13 protein-coding genes are annotated in these 13,705 nt (G+C 37.7%); 5 read left to right on the top strand and 8 right to left on the bottom strand.

Annotated elements, in window-relative coordinates; translation table 11 throughout:
- Positions 1-357: 357 nt before the first annotated feature.
- Positions 358-1,665: a dicarboxylate/amino acid:cation symporter gene (locus ABLC00_RS07835; RefSeq protein ID WP_002049955.1), complete on the bottom strand. Its 1,308-nt coding sequence runs from the start codon at positions 1,663-1,665 to the stop codon at positions 358-360.
- Positions 1,666-2,130: 465 nt separating this feature from the next.
- Positions 2,131-3,561 (bottom strand): pyridoxal phosphate-dependent aminotransferase, encoded by a 1,431-nt coding sequence (locus ABLC00_RS07840; protein ID WP_004709244.1) that lies wholly within the window; start codon positions 3,559-3,561, stop codon positions 2,131-2,133.
- A 240-nt stretch (positions 3,562-3,801) separates the two neighbouring features.
- Here ABLC00_RS07840 and msrB point away from each other — a divergent pair, with 240 nt between their 5' ends.
- The 4 genes from msrB to ABLC00_RS07860 all read left to right on the top strand — a co-directional run bounded on the left by msrB (position 3,802) and on the right by ABLC00_RS07860 (position 6,245).
- Entirely contained in the window at positions 3,802-4,221 is a 420-nt protein-coding gene (gene msrB / locus ABLC00_RS07845; RefSeq protein WP_002050224.1) for a peptide-methionine (R)-S-oxide reductase MsrB, read from the top strand.
- Complete coding sequence (locus tag ABLC00_RS07850) at positions 4,218-4,703, top strand: glutathione peroxidase (RefSeq protein ID WP_002050111.1); 486 nt, start codon at positions 4,218-4,220, stop codon at positions 4,701-4,703. Before msrB ends, ABLC00_RS07850 begins: the two co-directional genes overlap by 4 nt.
- Positions 4,703-5,548: an AraC family transcriptional regulator gene (locus ABLC00_RS07855; protein WP_025466842.1), complete on the top strand. Its 846-nt coding sequence runs from the start codon at positions 4,703-4,705 to the stop codon at positions 5,546-5,548. The genes ABLC00_RS07850 and ABLC00_RS07855 overlap by 1 nt, the downstream gene beginning before the upstream one ends.
- Positions 5,549-5,612: 64 nt before the next feature.
- A complete protein-coding gene (locus ABLC00_RS07860) occupies positions 5,613-6,245 on the top strand; it encodes a LysE family translocator (protein WP_004887582.1) in 633 nt (210 codons plus the stop codon).
- A gap of 57 nt (positions 6,246-6,302) precedes the next feature.
- On the opposite strand, the gene dapC is transcribed toward ABLC00_RS07860, so the two are convergent.
- The 6 genes from dapC to ABLC00_RS07890 all read right to left on the bottom strand — a co-directional run bounded on the left by dapC (position 6,303) and on the right by ABLC00_RS07890 (position 13,093).
- A complete protein-coding gene (gene dapC, locus ABLC00_RS07865) occupies positions 6,303-7,472 on the bottom strand; it encodes a succinyldiaminopimelate transaminase (RefSeq protein ID WP_006580992.1) in 1,170 nt (389 codons plus the stop codon).
- A gap of 25 nt (positions 7,473-7,497) precedes the next feature.
- Positions 7,498-10,161, bottom strand: coding sequence for a [protein-PII] uridylyltransferase (gene glnD / locus ABLC00_RS07870; protein ID WP_004709237.1), 2,664 nt, complete (start codon positions 10,159-10,161; stop codon positions 7,498-7,500).
- 27 nt (positions 10,162-10,188) lie between these two features.
- Entirely contained in the window at positions 10,189-11,406 is a 1,218-nt protein-coding gene (purT, locus tag ABLC00_RS07875) for a formate-dependent phosphoribosylglycinamide formyltransferase (protein WP_079377083.1), read from the bottom strand.
- 102 nt (positions 11,407-11,508) lie between these two features.
- A complete protein-coding gene (locus ABLC00_RS07880) occupies positions 11,509-11,898 on the bottom strand; it encodes a tautomerase family protein (protein ID WP_004709235.1) in 390 nt (129 codons plus the stop codon).
- A gap of 129 nt (positions 11,899-12,027) precedes the next feature.
- Positions 12,028-12,369 carry an L-valine transporter subunit YgaH gene (gene ygaH / locus ABLC00_RS07885; protein WP_004709233.1) on the bottom strand — a complete coding sequence of 114 codons (342 nt, stop codon included), beginning with the start codon at positions 12,367-12,369 and terminating at the stop codon, positions 12,028-12,030.
- Between the two features lies 1 nt (position 12,370).
- Positions 12,371-13,093 (bottom strand): AzlC family ABC transporter permease, encoded by a 723-nt coding sequence (locus tag ABLC00_RS07890; protein ID WP_023188365.1) that lies wholly within the window; start codon positions 13,091-13,093, stop codon positions 12,371-12,373.
- Between the two features lie 119 nt (positions 13,094-13,212).
- On the opposite strand from ABLC00_RS07890, the gene ABLC00_RS07895 reads away from it, so the two are divergent.
- A complete protein-coding gene (locus ABLC00_RS07895) occupies positions 13,213-13,683 on the top strand; it encodes a hypothetical protein (RefSeq protein WP_002050258.1) in 471 nt (156 codons plus the stop codon).
- The last annotated feature ends 22 nt before the right edge of the window (positions 13,684-13,705 follow it).

Here is a 13,705-nt window from a genome sequence, read left to right on the forward strand (position 1 = left end):
TTTATATTGTTGATTTTTAATGTTATAGTTAAAATTATAAATAATATTAAAATTCATATAGTTAAACTCAATAATAATTTCAGTTATTTAATATAAATAATAAACAATAAATTGAATTAAAAAGTAAGCATTTGATCTATATTTTTAAAAATATAAATTTTGATTGTTTGGTTTTTATTCTTTTTTTAAGGTTTAAAATTAAGAAATTTAATAGGAACTAAAACCTATTATTGAGTTCATTATTTAATATAAAAATGTCGGTAAATTTTTATTGTTTAATTTTAGAATAAAAAAAGAGCAATTTTATTGGTCATATAAAATTGCTCTTTAGTTGGGAGAGTGGGAGAAAAGAGAAACTTAAGCGATCGTTTGTTCTTGTGTTGTTTTAATTAATACAGGTTCTGGCGACTCTTCAATATCAGCAACTTTGTCACCTTCAAGTTTTGCCACAACTGCGGTAGCAATACTATTACCAACCACATTTGTAGCGGTGCGGCCCATATCTAAGAATTGGTCAATTCCAAGCAATAACAAAATGCCAGCTTCAGGCAAATGGAACATCGTGAGTGTCGCTGAAATTACAACAATAGAAGCTCTCGAAACACCTGCAATACCTTTACTTGTTACCATAAGAGTTAACAAAATTAAGATTTGCTGGGTAAAGCTCAAATCAATGTGGTAAGCCTGAGCAATAAAGAGTACCGCAAAGGTGGTATACATCATTGAACCATCAAGATTAAATGAATAACCTAAAGGTAAAACGAAGCTCGTCACTTTTTTAGGCACACCGAACTTATTTAGGGCGTCCATAACTTTAGGATAAGCTGATTCACTAGAAGCTGTAGCAAAAGCAAGGGTTACAGGCTCACGAATTAACTTGCCTAAACGGAAGATATCTTTTTTCAGTACGATTGCACCCACCGAGAATAAAACAACCCAGAGTAATAAAAGCCCAAAGTAGAATTCTGCAATTAAAATTCCGTAGTCAACAATTAATCCTAAACCTTGTACTGTAATTGCAGAAGCAATCGCTGCAAAAACTGCTATAGGTGCAAATTTCATGACGTAATCAGTAATACGGAACATAATTTTACTGAGTTCATCTGTTAGACGAATAATAACGGAGTCTTTTTCTTTACCCTGATTGACATATGCGAGTGCTGAACCAAAGAAAATAGCAAAAACAAGCACTTGTAAAATATCATTGTTCGCCATGGCTTCTGCAATACTGCGTGGAAAAACATGGCTTAAAAATGACTGTAGTGTAAAGCCAGTAGTCGCTGGGAGAGAGGCGCTACTGAGTTCTTGAGCTGTTGGTAATACTAAATTTAATGCCGCGCCAGGTTGAAAAAAATTGACTAAACCCATACCGATTGCAAGCGATACAAATGACGCAGTAATAAACCAAGTCATTGACTTAAGCGTGATACTACCAATAGAAGTTGATTTACCCATAGATACAATGCCAGACACAATTGTGGCAAATACCAGTGGTGCAATAATCATTTTGATGAGACGTAAAAAGATATCTGTGACGATATTGAAATAAGAAGCGATTTGCTTCAGTTGCTCACCTTCATTAAAGAAGTGGTGACAGATCCAACCTGTCAATACTCCTAATAAAATAGCAACCACAATATACTTGAGCAATTTCTTTTGCTTCATATGAACCTCTATCCTTTGGGTTCAATCATCTTTTAGATGGGCTAGAGATGATTGAAAAGCTTTCCTTGTAAGTTCAGTTCGGTCCGTTAACTGATTTCATCTTCCTAAATCTGCATCAGTGTTAACCGAATCGAATATGGTGATGTTGTTATGGAAAGGGATTGTTGCTCGATTTTGAAGCAGTGTGAAATGCAAAAAAATATCAACTCATGCATTTTTTGCATAATAGCGAGAAGAGAAATACAGGAAAAATATAAGAATTTAATCGAATGGTAAAAAATATTATTTTCTTTTTAAGAAAAGACTAGAATGAATTTGTTTTATAAAAAACATATTTGAATCAACATACTAAGTTGTTTTTCAAGTATGCTTAAAATGAAGTGGTTAAGTTTTTAACTACCTGCATAAATGGTATAAAAATAAAAAAGGCATCTAATTGAGATGCCTTTTTTAATTATGCATTTTTTAACGGCGATTTGCTAAGAAACGACCTAAGCGACCAATTGCTTCGCGTAATTCATTTTCTGCAGGTAAGAAAACAACCCGGAAATGATCTGGTGTTGGCCAGTTAAATCCCGTTCCTTGTACCAAAAGTACTTTTTCGGCACGAAGTAAATCTAACATTAGCTTTTCGTCGTCTTCGATTGGGTAAATGTTAGGATCAAGTCGTGGGAAACAATACATTGCACCTTCTGGTTTTACACAGCTTACCCCAGGAATTTCATTTAACATTTCCCATGCGATATTGCGCTGTTCATATAGACGACCACCCGGGCGGATTAAGTCATTAATGGATTGATAGCCGCCAAGCGCAGTTTGAATTGCATATTGAGCTTGTACGTTTGCGCATAAACGCATAGAAGCTAACATATCTAAGCCTTCAATATAGTCTGCCGCACGACTTCTATCGCCTGTGATTGCCATCCAACCTGAGCGGAAACCAGCAATACGATAAGCTTTTGATAAACCATTGAACGAAATACATAACTGATCGCCAGCTAAAGAGGCAACCGAAACGTGCTCAATTCCGTCATAAACAATTTTGTCGTAAATTTCGTCAGCAAATAAAATCAAATCGTATTTCTTGGCAAGAGCCACAATTTGTTCAAGCACGTGGCGTGGATATACCGAGCCAGTTGGGTTGTTCGGGTTAATAATCACAATACCACGGGTATTTGAAGTAATTTTACTTTCAATATCGGCAATATCTGGATACCAACTATTTTCTTCATCACATTTATAGTGAATAGCAGTACCACCCGAAAGATTAACGGCTGCTGTCCAAAGCGGATAGTCCGGCATTGGAATTAGCATTTCATCGCCATCATCAAGTAGACCTTGCATAGCCATTACAATAAGTTCAGACACGCCGTTACCGATATACACGTCATTAACGTGCATATTTAAGATACCTTTTTGTTGGTAGTACTGGCAGATCGCTTTACGTGCAGGGAAGATACCTTTTGAGTCAACATAGCCAATTGCATTTGGTAGGTTTAAAGCAACGTCATTAATAATTTCTTGTGGTGCTTCAAAACCAAATGGAGCAGGGTTGCCGATATTTAGCTTAATGATTTTATGTCCTTGCTCTTCCATTTCATTGGCGGCTCGTAATACAGGTCCGCGAATGTCATAGCAAACATGCTCAAGCTTCGATGATTTCTTAATTTCCCGAGAAGTTGGCATGGATTGGAGAGTAGCAGTATTTTTAGACATAGCTGGGTTCACTTTTGCATATCGGTATAAATAACTTTTAAATGTTTTAACCGTTACCAAATTTAGATCATGTTGATCTTTTAGTAATTCAACAATTTTTTCATGGGTAAAACCCGATTGCTGATACTCTTTGATAACTGGTAATAGTTGCTGGAAAAGCACACTTTTTTTCTGAGACATGTTTTGTCCTATACAACCGTGCCAAACAAGAATAGCACCATCTTTGCTTCCTTGAAAGAAAATAAAGCATAAATATGCTTACTTTTGTTTTTGTAATTTGCTTACTTTTTGCTTTCTATTGCTTAGATGATTAAATTCCAACAAATTTTACGTTCAGAGACTAGTGTTTTTTTGATGAATGGCGTAAATATAAAATACGATTATCAATTTATGTTTACATCAGAATAAAAGGTGCATGTCATGGGAAAAGTTAATAAAACAGACCGGGAATGGCAAAGAGAGTTATCACCAGAAGAATATCGGATAACACGACAAAAGGGCACTGAACCAGCTTTTACGGGGCAATACTGGAATACTAAGCAGCACGGTACTTATGTTTGTCGTTGTTGTGGCGCGGAATTGTTCTCGTCAGATGCAAAATACGATAGCGGTTGCGGTTGGCCAAGCTTCTTTCGCCCAGTAAATGGAACTGTTATTGATGAACATGAAGATTTAACACATGGTATGGTCAGAACTGAAATTGTTTGTCATGATTGCGAAGCCCATCTTGGGCATGTTTTTGAAGATGGACCACAGCCGACAGGTTTACGCTACTGTGTGAACTCGGCATCATTACAACTTAAAACACAAGAAAAAAATGACGAGGAAACTTATCCATGAGTAACATTTATCAGTTTGAAGCTGAATTGTTAGAAGGTGATATTAAGCAATTTGCTGATTACAAAGGTAAAGTTTTATTAATTGTAAATACTGCCAGTAAATGTGGTTTTACTCCACAGTTTGCGGGCCTCGAAAAACTTTATGAAAAATATAAAGATCAAGGTTTGGAAGTTTTAGGTTTTCCCTGCAACCAGTTTGGTGGGCAAGATCCAGGAAATAATAAAGAAATCGGGGCTTTCTGCCAGCGAAATTATGGGGTGAAATTCCCTATGTTTGCCAAAGTCGATGTGAAAGGGCCTGAAGCTCATGTGATTTTTAGATATTTAACACGTGAAGCAAAAGGAATTTTGGGAAGTAGTAGTATTAAATGGAACTTTACCAAGTTTTTGGTTGGCAAAGATGGTTCAGTTTTAAATCGTTATGCACCTACAACTAAACCAGAGGCATTGGAAGCCGATATTGAAAAAGCATTAGCGGGCTAATCGATTCAATGAACGCTATTCCTCAACCTTTCGAGTTTTGGCAAGATCGGCGAATGCCATATGTTGAAACTCGAAGGTCGTGTTTTAGCCGAACATGTTATAAGTCTCATAGCCATCCAACATTTTCAATTGGTGCTGTAGACGAAGGGAATAGTATTTTTAAAAGTTCTTTTAGCACTGCGCAAGAGATCTCCGCGGGTACTTTAGTTATTGTACCCGCCCATATTGAGCATTCTTGTAATCCTAAGCCAAATATGGCTTGGAGTTACCAAATGTTGCATTTAGATCTGACTTGGTTAAGCCAGTTATATTCAGAGTTTCAACAGCAAGGTTTTGATTTGCATCTGCCACAGCATAAGCCGATCATTATAAAAGATGAAACTTTATACAAAGCTTTTACTGAAATGAATAAGACACTTTTTGATACGCAAAAGCTAATTCTTGAAAAGGAACAGGCGCTTTTTGATTGTCTTATAGATTTATTATTGCCTCATTTTATTTTAGAAGAAATACAAAAACCGCAGTACTTATATAGAGATTTTCTAGATTTAATTAATGTAATTACCTCTTCTGAGGATTTTATTTCTTTAGAGGTACTTGCCCAGCAGATTGGTCTGAGCCGTTATGCGATCATACGGTTATTTAAAGCAAATGTCGGTCTAACACCCCATGCTTTTCAAATAAATTTAAAAATTAACCAAGCTCGAGAACTCCTTAAACAGGGAATTTCACTCGCAGAGCTGGCCGTCAACTTAGGTTTTAGTGATCAAAGCCATTTTCATAAAGCTTTCAAAGCGCATACAGGGGTAACTCCTCGGCAGTTCCAGCTCGCAGCCGCGCAATAATTTACAAGAAATTGTTTAGCTCTATTTCTAAGATTTTCCAGACTGTTTTATAGATGAAGCCGTTATGGAAGTTTTTTTAGTTATTGCATTTACTCATTTTTTGGCACTGTTATCACCGGGTCCGGATTTCTTTTTAATTCTCACTAGTCTTTTGCAAAAAGGGCGCCGTTATACCTATGGTGTTGTTTTGGGCATTACTTTCGGAAATGCTTTAATTTTAGCTGCATGTTTATTTGGTTTTATGCTGCTTGGAGATTTGAGCAGTAGCATTCTTACATTATTGAAATGGCTTGGTGCAGCGTATTTAGTTTATTTGAGTGTTCTTTGCTTTAAGGCAGCCAGATCTAGTGTTTTATCTTTTTCACCTGAAGACAATAATTTAAGTGATCAAGCCAACCTTAAGAAAAACAAAATTAAAAGTTTAATGTTAGGTGTGCAGTCTAGTCTTCTAAATCCTAAAAATATTATGTTTTATAGTAGTTTGATGCTGCTTATACAATATAAGTTTAGCTTAATTCAAAAACTGCTCATGAGTGTATGGATGGTTGGAGTTGTTCTTGGTTGGAATATTCTGCTGATTGGATTACTTGCTCAGGGGCGGGTTTTAGACAAAATTAAGCGCTCTGCGACAGGTTTATACTATTGTTCTAGTATTGCTTTTATTATTTTTGCTGTGCTTTTGATTACATATAAATAGCTTTATAGCCTAGTTGTACAACCTGAGTAAAGGCTGTACAACTAAGTAAGAAGAAGCTTACAGAATCGCTTTTAAACGTTTAACCACTTCTTCACATTGTGCCAAGTCTGCCACTAAAGCCATACGTACATGGTTGGCTCCTGGGTTACCTTGTTCAGTGTCACGAGATAAATAACGACCCGGTAAAACTTTAATGTGTGCTTTTTCCATGAGCATCTTGGCAAAAGTTTCATCATTATCAACTTTTAGCCAATAGTAAAAACCAGCATCAGGTTTTTGTAATGGAAGCAAATGGCCTAGTTCAGATTGGAATAAGTCAAATTTTGCACGATATTGCTTACGGTTTTCTTCAACATGATTTTCATCATTCCATGCAGCAATTGAAGCAAGCTGATGTTGTACGGGCATTGCTGCACCGTGATAGGTTCGGTATTGCAAATATGGTTTTAACAAATCAGCATCACCAGCTACAAAACCTGAACGCATGCCCGGTAAATTTGAGCGTTTTGAAAGTGAATGGAAGACGATACAGTTTTTGTAGTCATCACGGCCAAGTTCAGCACAAACTTCTAATAAACCTGTAGGGGCTTGGTCAAACCAAAGTTCTGAATAGCATTCATCAGAAGCAATAACAAAATTATATTGATCAGATAGGGCAATCAGCTTTTTAAATTGCTCTTTAGAAAGTACAGTACCTGTTGGGTTGCCCGGTGTACATACAAAAAGAAGCGCTGTCTTTTCCCAAACCTCTGCTGGTACTGCGTCAAAGTCACCTAAATAACCATTTTCTTCTGTGCAATTAATAAAGTATGGCTTAGCACCTGCGAGTAAAGCAGCACCTTCATAAATTTGATAAAACGGATTTGGCATCACCACATAGGGTGCATCTTCACGGTTAATCAAAGCTTGAACAAAAGAGAAAATACCTTCACGTGTACCAGATACAGGCAAAATATGGTTTTCAGCACTAATACTATTAAGTTTAAAGCGCTTAGTTAACCACTCTGCAATACTTTGGCGAAGCTCAGGTAAGCCTTTGCTGTTTGGATAAGTGGATAGATGATTAAAGTTATCAATAATAGCCTGTTTAACAAACTCTGGTGCTGGATGCTTAGGTTCACCAATTGATAGTGGAATCAAGGGAAGGTTAGCAGGAGTAGTATCCTTAAAAAGTTGGTTTAACTTTTCAAATGGATACGGATGTAATAACGACAAGCTAGAGTTCATTAAACAGTTACCAAGTAGTTGAGTTTCAGTGCTGACAAATTTGATTAGATGCTTCATCTAATGCAGCTTTCAGTTTTTCCGAGAAGAGTTTGACCTCTTCGTTATTCAGCGGTTTTCCATCTTTTTTGGTGACAAAGAAAATATCTTCGGCACGTTCACCTAAAGTTGCGATTCGGGCTGAATGGATGTCTAAACCTTGCATCATAAATAAACCACCTACACGTGCAAGTAGGCCAGGATGGTCAAGTGTTGAAATTTCGACCATGTTTTGCTGTAGAGCTTCATTCAATGTAACGTCGACTGTATTTTCAATATCGAAGTGACGTAATTGACGTGGAATACGGCGTTGCATTAGCCCAGGGTATTGGTCTGGTTGGCTAAGTGCCTTCACTAATGCATTTTTAACAGTTTCTTCGCGTTCTGGGTCGGTAAGTAATGTACCGAAACGATCGAGTACAACATAAGTGTCTAAGCTAAATGCTGTACTTGCCGTGATAATTTTTGCGTCCTGAACGTCTAGGTTCATTCGGTCTAAAACAGCAACGGTTGTGGCAAAGAGATTAGGTTGATCGCGTGTATAAATAAAGATTTGCACAGCATCCTGAGCTGCTTTACGGTGGGCACGCAAGAGGACTAATGGCTCCGGATTATCACCATGTTTTAAAATTGCTTGTGTGTGCCATGCAATTTCGTCTGCTGACTCTTTAATGAAGTATTCATCACCAAGTTCTTGCCATACTTTTTCGACATCAGCTAATGCAAAGTTATTTACCAGTAATTCACTTGCTGCAAACTTAGTGTCTTCAATCAGCATTTGATAGTCAACAGGACGACCTAAACCAGTACGGATTACATCACGGGCATGGGTATAAAGCTGACGCATAAGTGATGCGCGCCATGTATTCCAGAGTTTTGGATTTGTCGCATTAATATCGGCAACCGTCAAAGTATAGAGATAATCAAGATGCTCCATATCACCAAGTTTTTCAGCGAAATCTTTAACAACATCCGGATCGGAAATATCTTTTTTCTGAGCTGTCAAAGACATGAGTAAATGATTTTGAATGAGCCATGCGATTAATTTGCATTCACGCTCTGTAAAGCCATGTGCACGTCCAAACTCAATCGCGTCTTCTGCACCAAGTTCGCTGTGGTCACCACCACGGCCTTTTGCAATGTCATGGAATAATGCAGCAATAAAGACAATATCTTGACGGGCAAGACGTTGGAAAACTGAGCTTACCACAGGGAACTCTTTGGCAAATTCAGGTTCTCTAAAACGATTTAAATTACGTAGTAGTAATAAGGTGTGAGCATCGACCGTATAGATATGGAATAGGTCATATTGCATAAGACCCATAATTTGCCCAAAAGCAGGAATATAGTTTCCTAAAACACCATAACGTTTCATCGCAACTAAGGTATCGTATAGACGATACGGTGAGCGAATAATCGACATAAACAGTGCTTGGTTTTCTGGGTTATTACGGTAACTTTGGTTAATTCTTTTTGCTGCAAGAATAAGTAAGCGCAAAGTTCGAGCACGAATACCTTCGATATCTGGTCGATTCGCTAAAATATAGAACAACTCTAAAATCGCACTTGGATGTTCTGCAAATATTTTATGATGCTGTACGGCAAGTTTATTATCGACAATCTTAAAGTGATCGTTAACAACTTCAATTTTGCGTTCATAGTTGGGGAGTCGAGGAGTAATGACAGACTCACTAAAATACGCCAGCAACATTTCATTCAGTGTTGAAACCTGTTGTGCCGTACGATAGTAGCGTTTCATGAATTGCTCAACGCCATAATTTACAGGTTGGCCTTCTTGGCGCACATATCCAAATTTAGCGGCAATTTCCCTTTGGTGATCGAAAAGCAAACGGTTTTCATCACGTTTGGCTAAACGGTGTAAGTGGTGACGGATTTCCCAAAGAAAACTTTCTGCTTCTTCTAAAACACCCAATTCAAATTCTGAAATAAAGCCTAAATGTACTAAGTCATAAATACGGTTTACACGGAAGTGGCGTTTAGCAATCCAACCAATCTGGTTAATATCACGAATACCACCTGGTGCATTTTTAATGTCAGGTTCTAAATTACTTTCAGTATTGTTGTGTTGGTGGTAACGCTTGGCTTGTTCTGCCATTTTTGCGTCATAAAAGGTTTTATCTGTCCATGTTTGTGAAACAATGCGGCGAGGCCATCTTGCAAGTTGAGTATTACCTGTTATTAAACGCGCTTCAATTAAAGTGGTTGCAACCGTTAAATCGGTAGCGGCTTGTTCAACACAGCTTTGAATGGTACGAACGCTAATGCCGGGTTTAAAGTTTCCAACGTCCCATAATGAAGAAATAAAAGTAGAGATGCGTTTTTCATTTTCTTCGTTAATTTCATGTTCCGATAGGATCATGATATCGACGTCGGAATAGGGCAGCATTTCACGGCGCCCATAACCACCTACAGCAAAAAGACCCAATTCAGTCTGATCAAGTTCAGCATGTTTCCATAAAAAGATCAGTGCTTCATCAACTAAATCTGAACGAGCTTTAATAATTTCACGAATAGATTGCCCATTTTCATATGAATCTTGCAACTGTTTTTCTACATCCGTTCGCCACTGATTAATGGCTTTAATATCATGATGACTTGAGACATAGTTCAACAATGGCGATGTATTGATCATGAAAATGGGTCTACCAATAAGTAAAAATTAAGAGTTTGTTTGAACGCTTACTTGATCAGCGGTTTCTTTCGCTAAAGTACGGGCAATATCAGTATTTTCAGCACGAGCCGTTGCGACACCCATACGGCGACGCTTGAAACCTTCAGGTTTGCCAAATAAACGTAAGTCAGTATCTGGGTGAGCTAAGGCTACATTCAGATTGCTATAACTTAAATTATTAGCATCGACTCCAGCATAAATTACGGCACTTGCGGCCACACTGTGACGTGCTGTATTTACAGGTAAACCTAAAATGGCGCGTGCATGTAATTCAAATTCACTTTGATACTGAGACGCTAAAGTTACAAGTCCTGTGTCGTGTGGACGAGGAGAAACTTCACTGAACCAAACTTTATCACCCTTGATAAACAGTTCTACACCAAAAATACCACAGCCACCAAGTGCTGTTGTCACTTTATTTGCAATACGTTTTGCTTCTTCAAGTGCAGCAGGTGTCATTGGTTGAGGTTGCCAGCTTTCTACATAGTCGCCTGCATCTTGGCGGTGACCAATTGGGTCACAGTAGTGAGTTTCAATTTCACCGGTTTCAGGGTTTTTAGCACGAACAGTAAGTAAGGTAATTTCAAAATCAAAATCAATTTGAGATTCAATAATGACAGTGCCTTGGTTAACACGACCACCTTGCATTGCATATTCCCAAGCCGCGTCGACTTCATCGAAACTTTTTACGCGAGACTGACCTTTACCTGAAGATGACATGACTGGTTTTACAAAGTTCGGATAACCAATATCATCACAAGCTGCGCGGAAACTTTCTAAAGAGTCAGCAAAACGATAAGCAGAAGTAGGTAAACCAAGCTCTTCAGCAGCAAGTCGGCGAATACCTTCACGGTTCATGGTGAGGTTTACAGCTTTAGCAGAAGGAATGACAGTTGCTGTTTGGTTAGCTTCAATCTCAAGCAAAACTTCTGTCGCAATCGCTTCAATTTCTGGAACAATTAAATTCGGTTTAACTTTTTCAATGAGCTGTTTTAATTGAGTAGGGTCAGCCATGTTTAACACATAAGAAAAATGTGCAACTTGCATAGCTGGTGCGTGATCATAACGGTCGGCTGCATGTACTTCTACACCAAGGCGTTGTAGGGAAATTACAACTTCTTTGCCAAGCTCTCCTGAACCTAACAATAAAACTTTAAATGCAGAAGATTGAAGTGGGGTACCGAGTGTCACGCTCATGCGAATCATCCTGACAAAATTATTTTTTTAAGCATAGCAGAACTTATGGTGGAGTTAAGCCTTATAACGCATAAAAAGATGAATTTTGTCAGACAATGAGGTAAGTCGTTTTTAAACGTTAACTTGATAATTTAAATGTAATTCATCTGCGTTTTGACCACGGATACCCCAATTTTCTTTAGGGGTTTCGAAAATTGTGATTTCAATGTCTTGAGGATTAATTCGGCAATACTGTTGAATATTACGAAATAAGGTTTGGATTAATCTTTTCTTGGCTTCGGTGCTTCGGCCAGTAAACATTGAAAGTTCAATAATAACGTAGTGCTGGCTTCGATCTGAAGGATAGATAAAGTTTTCTGGTTTAAGGCTAATAAACCTTTGAAATCTTTTCTCGATTGGGTATTTCAACTCTTCAATGAGCGCTTGATGAATCGCATGAGAAAGCATTTCTCGATATTGCATGATCGTTTGTTCATTTGCATAAATTTTAACTTGTGACATTTTTATCTCTAATCGCTAGATGGTGTTATCTTTTAATAAATTTCAAAAATGAGTTTTTCATGCTAGAAGTCATTATTTTTAATCACTTCTAGCATTTATATATTATATAATGTTGATAAGTTTATCTATTTATAAAGGTAAATAAGTGTAGATCAAGCCATAAACGAGTGCAGCAGTTAACGTCGCAGGAACAATTTTCTTAAATTTAAAATAAAGACCTGCTAAAACCAGAAAGCCGATGAGCATTGCTAAACTTTTATCTGGATTTTTAAGAAGTGGGGGCAGGGTGGCAACCACAAGCATTGCACTAATTGCAGATATACCAATACTTCCTAAAGCAATTTTTATCCAGACAGCCCCACGTTTTTGATGAGTACCTTGTAGTTTCTGTATAACAAAAAATGGTCCGAAGCGGGAAGCAAAATTAGCAATACCAACAATAATGCCGACCAAAATAATTTCTAAGTTCATATTAGGCTTCAACCTCATCAAACTGTTTCAGCACATAATGTTTAAATAGACCCGCTAAAATGCCTGAAAAAATACCAATAAAAATAGCAGCAGATAAGTTAATCCAATAACAGGCCAAGGCTGAAACGATTAAGGATACACCGACGACTAAAGTATGTTTACGTTCAAAAGCCGCGAGTAAAAAACTTAAAAATAAAGCAGGTAATAAGAAATCTAAAGCTGCTTGTAAAAACTTTGGAAGATGAGCGACTTGATCTGCAAATAGCCCACCTAACAATGAACCACTTGCCCAAGACATCCAGCTGAACAGACTTAAGCCTAACATCCAAGATTCAGACCATTGCTGCTTGCGCTGTGAAAGCTGAATCATTCCACTCGCAAAAACCTCATCTGTAAGGCCCCAAGCCCAAACAGCCGTCTTTTTTAAGTTCAGTTTATTTGGAATTAGGTTATATAGTGCTGGACCATAAAGTACATGGCGAATATCAAGTGCAATAACCGTTAGGGCAGTTAGCCAAATAGAGGAGCCGCTTGCTAAAAGAGCCACCACTAAAAATTGGCTAGCACCTGCATACATTGAACATGAAAGAAAAAATGCTTCCCATGGGCTAAAACCAAATTGAGATGCAGAAACGCCAAAGGCAAAAGAAACCGGTAAATAAGTAAGTACGATGGCTTGACTATCTTTGGCACCCTGCCAAAAAGTTGCTGTTTGAGCAGCCATCTGTTGTTGATTTGACACAAGACACCTTGGCAGTAAACCAATTATAATAACTTGAAAGATTGAGTATTGTAGCCGAATTTAATAGCATAGTGCCGAAATGTTTAATTCGGCAGTTTGATATGTTCAAGTCAAAAACTCGTTTAGTTTATATCGCCATCCTGAGTGCGAGCGTATTTATATTGCAAGGCTGTGATAATGGAAATCAGAGCACGGATAAAAAAGTTGAAATTAAACCAGCGCCGAAATTAACCAATGATGCAACGGCCTATGCAAACAAAGCATGGACACTCATTAATACCGTTGATCCTTTAGTCTATGGAAAACAGCTTAGTCAGATAAATGATAAAGTTCGTAAACCACTGCGTCAGCTCAGTACGGATTGGCGTATTAATGTGAAAATGACGGATTCGGTCACTGAAGGAAAATATGCGCTTTGCCGCAAAGCCTTAACCAGTTTAGATGTGTGGGCGAGAGAAACTGTGGAAAATGCAAATTCTGTTGCTCAAAAACAGGCTGATTATGAGCGTGATAAGCAGCAATGTAAGGACGCGATTGATAATCCTAATTTAGGAAATACATCTCCGAAATAAAGAGACTACATATAAAAAAGCG

Source organism: Acinetobacter nosocomialis, from assembly GCF_041021905.1.
Classification (GTDB): Bacteria; Pseudomonadota; Gammaproteobacteria; order Pseudomonadales; family Moraxellaceae; genus Acinetobacter; species Acinetobacter nosocomialis.

Bases quoted from the DNA above. Each gene is read 5' to 3' on its own strand.
- ABLC00_RS07835 (WP_002049955.1), bottom strand. From the start codon at position 1,665: ATGAAGCAAAAGAAATTGCTCAAGTATATTGTGGTTGCTATTTTATTA.
- ABLC00_RS07840 (WP_004709244.1), bottom strand. From the start codon at position 3,561: ATGTCTCAGAAAAAAAGTGTGCTTTTCCAGCAACTATTACCAGTTATC.
- msrB (WP_002050224.1), top strand. From the start codon at position 3,802: ATGGGAAAAGTTAATAAAACAGACCGGGAATGGCAAAGAGAGTTATCA.
- ABLC00_RS07850 (WP_002050111.1), top strand. From the start codon at position 4,218: ATGAGTAACATTTATCAGTTTGAAGCTGAATTGTTAGAAGGTGATATT.
- ABLC00_RS07860 (WP_004887582.1), top strand. From the start codon at position 5,613: ATGGAAGTTTTTTTAGTTATTGCATTTACTCATTTTTTGGCACTGTTA.
- dapC (WP_006580992.1), bottom strand. From the start codon at position 7,472: ATGAACTCTAGCTTGTCGTTATTACATCCGTATCCATTTGAAAAGTTA.
- glnD (WP_004709237.1), bottom strand. From the start codon at position 10,161: ATGATCAATACATCGCCATTGTTGAACTATGTCTCAAGTCATCATGAT.
- purT (WP_079377083.1), bottom strand. From the start codon at position 11,406: ATGATTCGCATGAGCGTGACACTCGGTACCCCACTTCAATCTTCTGCA.
- ABLC00_RS07880 (WP_004709235.1), bottom strand. From the start codon at position 11,898: ATGTCACAAGTTAAAATTTATGCAAATGAACAAACGATCATGCAATAT.
- ygaH (WP_004709233.1), bottom strand. From the start codon at position 12,369: ATGAACTTAGAAATTATTTTGGTCGGCATTATTGTTGGTATTGCTAAT.
- ABLC00_RS07890 (WP_023188365.1), bottom strand. From the start codon at position 13,093: ATGGCTGCTCAAACAGCAACTTTTTGGCAGGGTGCCAAAGATAGTCAA.
- ABLC00_RS07895 (WP_002050258.1), top strand. From the start codon at position 13,213: ATGTTCAAGTCAAAAACTCGTTTAGTTTATATCGCCATCCTGAGTGCG.